The sequence below is a fragment of the Chloroflexota bacterium genome (assembly GCA_035652535.1).
GTDB lineage: Bacteria > Chloroflexota > UBA6077 > UBA6077 > SHYK01 > DASRDP01.
Window position 1 is genome coordinate 99,969 of sequence record DASRDP010000112.1, and the last position, 6,000, is coordinate 105,968.

The 6,000-nt window shown below is 68.3% G+C and carries 5 protein-coding genes; all 5 read right to left on the reverse strand.

Going from position 1 to position 6,000, the window contains the following annotated elements:
• Nucleotides 1–51: 51 nt before the first annotated feature.
• Nucleotides 52–1,434, reverse strand: coding sequence for a UDP-N-acetylglucosamine 1-carboxyvinyltransferase (gene murA, locus VFC51_14170; GenBank protein HZT08170.1), 1,383 nt, complete (start codon nucleotides 1,432–1,434; stop codon nucleotides 52–54).
• A 24-nt stretch (nucleotides 1,435–1,458) separates the two neighbouring features.
• On the reverse strand, nucleotides 1,459–1,890 hold the full coding sequence (locus VFC51_14175) for a F0F1 ATP synthase subunit epsilon (GenBank protein ID HZT08171.1): 432 nt from the start codon (nucleotides 1,888–1,890) through the stop codon (nucleotides 1,459–1,461).
• A gap of 34 nt (nucleotides 1,891–1,924) precedes the next feature.
• A complete protein-coding gene (gene atpD, locus VFC51_14180) occupies nucleotides 1,925–3,319 on the reverse strand; it encodes a F0F1 ATP synthase subunit beta (GenBank protein ID HZT08172.1) in 1,395 nt (464 codons plus the stop codon).
• A 76-nt stretch (nucleotides 3,320–3,395) separates the two neighbouring features.
• Nucleotides 3,396–4,271, reverse strand: a complete 876-nt coding sequence (atpG, locus tag VFC51_14185) for an ATP synthase F1 subunit gamma (protein HZT08173.1) — start codon at nucleotides 4,269–4,271, stop codon at nucleotides 3,396–3,398.
• A gap of 89 nt (nucleotides 4,272–4,360) precedes the next feature.
• Nucleotides 4,361–5,872 (reverse strand): F0F1 ATP synthase subunit alpha, encoded by a 1,512-nt coding sequence (gene atpA, locus VFC51_14190; protein ID HZT08174.1) that lies wholly within the window; start codon nucleotides 5,870–5,872, stop codon nucleotides 4,361–4,363.
• Nucleotides 5,873–6,000: the final 128 nt, after the last annotated feature.

Consider the following 6,000-nt stretch of genomic DNA (forward strand, 5'->3'; position numbering starts at 1 on the left):
TGTTCTAGGTTGGATCGACGCGGGGCATGATACGCGAGTGGCTCACCGAAGTCAGCACTGACGGTCGATATCGCCACCGAGGCGGCGCAGCACATCGACCAGATCCTCGTACCCCCGGTCGACGTGGTACGCGTCGTTGATGCGCGTTTCGCCTTCGGCCGAGAGGGCGGCGAGGGTGAGCGCCGCGCCCGATCGGATGTCCAACGCGGATATCGTGGCGCCATGGAGGGGCGTCGGACCATGGATGGTCGCGGTCTGCGCGCTGACCTCGATCCGGGCGCCCATCGCGTTGAGCTGGGTCGCGTACCCCAATCGGTTTTCGAATACGCGCTCGTGGATGGTGCTGGGCCCGTGGGCCTGGGTGAGCAGCGCGCCAAATACCGCCTGCAGGTCCGTGGGAAAACCTGGATAGTGGATGGCCTGGATGTCCACTCGCTCGAGTCGCCCGCTGGCGGGCCAGCGACATCGGATGGCGCGGCCCCAGGTGTCGACCTCTGAGCCCATGTGCCCCAGCTTGTAGATGACCGGGTCCAGATGGTCCGGAATGACGTCTTCGACCGTGACGTCGCCGTGGGTGATGAGCCCGGCCGCGAGGAACGTGCCCGCGATCAACCGATCGGGCATCACCGTGTAGTCGCTGCCGTGGAGCTTCGGTACGCCGTCAACGACCACCGTGCTGGTGCCTGCGCCCCGGATCCGCGCCCCCATGGAATTCAGGAACTGGGCGAGGTCCACCACCTCCGGCTCCATCGACGCGTGGCGGATCACCGTCTCGCCATCGGCGAGGCAGGCGGCCATCATCAGGTTCTCGGTCCCTGTGTGGCTGGGATAGTCCAGGTACATGCGCGCGCCGTGGAGTCGCCGACATTCGACGTGATACGCGGCGTCGTCGTTGAGCACGGCGGCGCCCATCGAGCGAAATCCTTCGACGTCGACGTTCACCGGCCGGATCCCGATCTCGCAGCCTCCGGGGTGGGCGGCCTCTGCGCAGCCGAGACGCGCGAGCAAGGGCCCCATGACGAGGAACGATGCTCGCATCTTCGTCACGAATTCGGCGGGCGCCCGCGTGGAGGTCAGGTTGCTCGCGTCGATGACGGCTGTGTGCGGCTCGGGGAACTCCACCCGCGCCCCGAGCGAGCGAAGCAGATCGGTCAGGGTTGCGATGTCCTCGATGCGCGGCACGTTGCGAATGGTGCACGTGCCGCTCGTCAGGAGGGACGCGGCCATGATGGGAAGGGCCGCGTTCTTGGCGCCGCCGATGGCAACGGCGCCCCGGAGTGGCGCGCCGCCGCGCACGGATAGCGCGACGTTTGGCGCCGATACCACGCTCGGTCCAGCCGCGGAACGCGCGGCCGCCTGGTGCTTGCCGGAGGACCCGGGGCCAGCGAGGAGCTGAGACAGCTGCGCGACCGGGCTCTCGCTCGGCTCAGGCATCTGGCACCTCGCCGCGCTCGGACGTCACGGGTTCGCTCTGCGCTTCCGTCGTCGGACAACGTCGAGCCGCACCAGCGAGCGACGGAGCGCCGTGCGCGCTGCCTCTGCCTGGAGACTACCTCCGGGGCGCCGCTGCGCTTCCCGGAGCGCCGCCTCGGCCCGCTGCCGCGCCGCGTCGGCCCGCTCTTCGTCGACCTCGTCGGATCGCTCGGCCGCGTCGGCCAGGATCAGCACGCGATCGCGGAAGACCTGCAGGAACCCCCCGGAAACGGAAAGCACCTGCTCTTCACCATCATTGCGCAGCGTCATGACTCCAGGATTGAGCGTGGTGACCAATGGCGCATGCCGCGGAAGGATGCCGATCGTCCCATCCGTCGCGGGTGCAATTACTATATCGGCTTCTTGCTTGAGAACTTCCCGTTCCGCGGTTACCAGCTCGACGGTTAGCTTCGGCACCTGTTTCTCCCTAATCGGTCCGCAAGACGTCCGCTCACGCCTTCGCCAGTTCTTCGGCCCGGGCCACCGCCTCGTCGATCGTCCCGACCATGTAGAAGGCCTGCTCGGGCAGCTCGTCGTGCTTGCCCTCCAGAATCTCCGCGAACCCGCGGATCGTCTCGTTGAGGGTGACGAACTTCCCTGGCGTCCCGGTGAACGCCTCGGCCACGAACATCGGCTGGGACAGGAAGCGCTGGATCCGCCGCGCCCGCGCGACGATCAGCTTGTCGTCATCGCTCAGCTCGTCGATGCCGAGGATCGCGATGATGTCCTGGAGGTCCTTGTAGCGCTGCAGCACCCGCTGCACCTCGCGCGCGACCCGGTAGTGCTCCTCGCCCACGACGAGCGGGTCGAGAATGCGGGAGGTCGAGGAGAGCGGATCGATGGCGGGATACAGGCCCTGCTCGGCGATCGACCGCTCGAGCGCGATGGTCGAGTCGAGGTGCGCGAAGGTGGTCGCCGGCGCGGGGTCGGTGTAGTCGTCGGCGGGCACGTACACCGCCTGGAGCGACGTGATGGACCCGCGCTTCGTCGAGGTGATGCGCTCCTGGAGCTGGCCCATCTCCGTCGCGAGGGTCGGTTGGTAGCCCACGGCCGACGGCATGCGACCGAGCAGCGCCGATACCTCGGAGCCCGCCTGGGTGAAGCGGAAGATGTTGTCGATGAAGAGGAGCACGTCGCGCCCTTCGTCGCGGAAGTACTCCGCCATGGTGACGCCGGTCAGGCCCACGCGGAGGCGGGCGCCGGGCGGCTCGTTCATCTGGCCGAAGACCATCACGACCTTGTCGAGGACGCCCGACTCCTTCATCTCCAGGTAGAGGTCGTTGCCCTCGCGGGTGCGCTCGCCGACGCCCGCGAACACCGAGTAGCCGCTGTGCTCCTCGGCCACGTTGCGGATCAGCTCCATGATGATGACGGTCTTGCCGACACCGGCGCCGCCGAACACGCCGATCTTGCCGCCCTTGCGGAACGGGGCGATCAGGTCGACGACCTTCATGCCCGTCTCGAACACTTCGGGCCGCACTTCCTGGTCCTCGAGACTCGGCGCGGGGCGGTGGATCGGGTAGCGGGTGCTGGTGTCGACCGGCCCCTTGCCGTCGACCGGCTGCCCGAGGACGTTGAAGATGCGGCCGAGCGCGGCCGGGCCCACGGGCACGCTGATCGGGCCGCCGGTGTCGCGGGCCTCGGTGCCGCGGCGCAGGCCGTCGGTGCTGGACATCGCCACGGCGCGCACCCAGTTGTTGCCGAGGTGCTGCTGCACCTCCGCGACCAGGGTGCTGTTGTCGGGCATGGTGATCTCGAGGGCGTTGAAGATCTCGGGCATCTGCTCCGGCGGGAACTCGACGTCCACGACCGGGCCGACGACTTCGACGACTTTTCCGGTTGCCACTGTGCCTCCAGTGATGAGTGATGAGTGATGAGTGATGAGTCCAGGCTCCCACTCATTACCCATCACTCATGACTCATCACTCTCGCTGGGCCATCGCGTTGGCCGCGCTGGCGATCTCGTTGACCTCGCTGGTGATCGCGGCCTGGCGCGCCCGGTTGTAGGTCAGGGTCAAGCCGTCGATCAGCTCCTTGGCATTGTCGTTCGCCGCCCGCATGGCGACCATCCGGGCGCTCTGCTCGCTGGCGACTGTCTCGAGGACGGCCTGGTAGATCTCCACCTCGACGTAGCGCGGCAGCAGCTCGTCGAGGATCGCCCGCGGGTCGGGCTCGTAGATGTACTCGACCGCGCGCTGGCCGCCATCGGTCGCCGCGGGCGGGGTGATGGGCAGGATCTGGGTGATCTCTGGACGCTGGCTCAGCGTCGAGATGAACTTCGGATAGAGCAGGTAGGCGGCGTCGATCCGCCCCTGCTCGTAGTCGTCGATGATCACCCGCGCGATCGGCACGATGGCCATGTAGTCGGGGCGGTCGCCGAGCTGGGTGAACGTGGCGCGGATGGACCGGCCGCGGCGGGCCATGAAGTCCTGGCCCTTGCGTCCCACCGTGACCAGCTCCATCTCCCGCTGAGTGCTGAGCAGGAACTCCGTGCCGCGGCGGATGACGTTCGTGTTGAGCGCGCCGCACAGTCCGCGGTCGGTGGTCAGCATCACGAGAGCGACGTGGCGCAGCTCGGCACGCTGCTGCAGCAAGGGGTGGAGGGCAGCGCCCTCGCGCCGCGCCGTGCCGAGCTGGTTGATCATCGCGCTCATCGCCTCGGCATAGGGCCGGGCGGCGAGCACGCGCTGCTGCGCCCGCCGCATGCGCGACGCCGCCACCAGCTCCATCGCCTTGGTGATCTGCGCCGTGTTCCGCACGCTGCGGATGCGCCGCCGGATGTCTCGCAGGCTTGGCACGGGCGGACTCCTACACAGAGTGATTAGTGAAGAGTGGTGAGTAGACGCAGCCCCGGTCTACTCTCCACTAATCACTCACCACTCTTCACTCACACGGACGCGGTCTTCTTGAACTGCTCGATGGCCGCCTTGAGCTGCTCGATCAGGTCGTCGTCCAGGCGCTTCTCGGCCATGATGCGCTCGCCGATCTCGGGGTGGGCGTTCGCCATGAAGCGGTGGAACTCGGCCTCCCAGGCCTGGATCTTGTCGACCGGCACGTCGTCGAGGAAGCCGTTGGTCACGGCGAAGATGATCATGACCTGCTGGTCGAGGCGCAGCGGCGAGAACTGCGGCTGCTTGAGCACCTCGGTCGTTCGCAGGCCGCGGTCGAGCTGGGCGCGCGTGGCAGGGTCGAGGTCCGAGCCGAACTGGGCGAAGGCGGCCAGCGCGCGGAACTGGGCAAGGTCGAGGCGCAAGCGGCCGGCCACCTGGCGCATCGCCCGCGTCTGGGCGGCACCGCCGACGCGGGAGACCGAGATGCCGACGTTCAGCGCGGGCCGGATGCCCTGGTAGAACAGGTCGGACTCGAGGTAGATCTGGCCGTCGGTAATCGAGATGACGTTCGTCGGGATGTAGGCCGACACGTCGTTGGCCTGCGTCTCGATGACCGGTAGCGCCGTGAGCGAGCCGCCCCCCAGCTCGTCGTTCAGGCGGGCGGCGCGCTCGAGCAGGCGGGAGTGCAGGTAGAACACGTCGCCGGGGTAGGCCTCGCGGCCGGCGGGCCGGCGCAGGAGCAGCGACACCTGGCGGTAGGCCGCGGCGTGCTTGGACAGGTCGTCGTAGACGATCAGCGCGTCGCGGCCGGTCTCCATGAACTCCTCGCCGATCGCGCAGCCGGCGTAGGGGGCGATGTACTGCATCGGCGCCGGGTCGGACGCCGTGGCGGCGACGACGATGGTGTGCTCCATCGCGCCGTACTGCTCGAGCGTGGCGACGACCTCGGCCACCGAGCTGCGGCGCTGGCCGATCGCCACGTAGATACAGATCAGGTCGCCGCCCTTCTGGTTGATAATCGTGTCGATGGCGACCGCCGTCTTGCCCGTCTGGCGGTCGCCGATGATCAGCTCGCGCTGGCCGCGGCCGATCGGGATCATCGAGTCCAGCGCCTTGATGCCGGTCTGGACCGGCGTGTTCACCGGCTGGCGGAACACCACGCCCGGCGCCACGCGCTCGACCGGCCGCGTGCGGGTCGTGGCGATCGGGCCCTTGCCGTCGATCGGCGCCCCGAGCGCGTCCACCACGCGGCCGATCATCGCGTCGCCCACCGGCACTTCGATGACGCGGCCCGTGCTGACTACCTCGTCGCCCTCGGCGATGTTGGTATACGGGCCGAGCACGATGGCGCCGACGGTGTCCTCTTCCAGGTTCATGGCGAGGCCCTGGACGTTGCTCTTGGGGAACTCCAACAGCTCGCTCTCCATGCAATTGGAGAGCCCCCAGATGCGCGCGATGCCGTCGCCAACCTCGATCACGGTCCCGACGTTCTGGGCCGTGACGGTCTCGTCGAAGCCCGCTATCTGCTGCTGCAGGATGCGGCTGATCTCTTCCCCGCGTACGGCCACGGTGGTGCCTCCTCGGCTGACCCCTATCTCCCCAACCCCCTTCCCCCCGCGAAGGGGAAGGGGGAGCGCCGCCGCCTAAGCTTGCCCCGGTACTCCCCGCCCCCTGCGGGGGGCGGGGCTGGGGAGGG

What these genes read in the sequence shown, in the direction of transcription:
- murA (HZT08170.1), bottom strand. Translation starts at nt 1,434, where the DNA reads ATGCCTGAGCCGAGCGAGAGCCCGGTCGCGCAGCTGTCTCAGCTCCTC.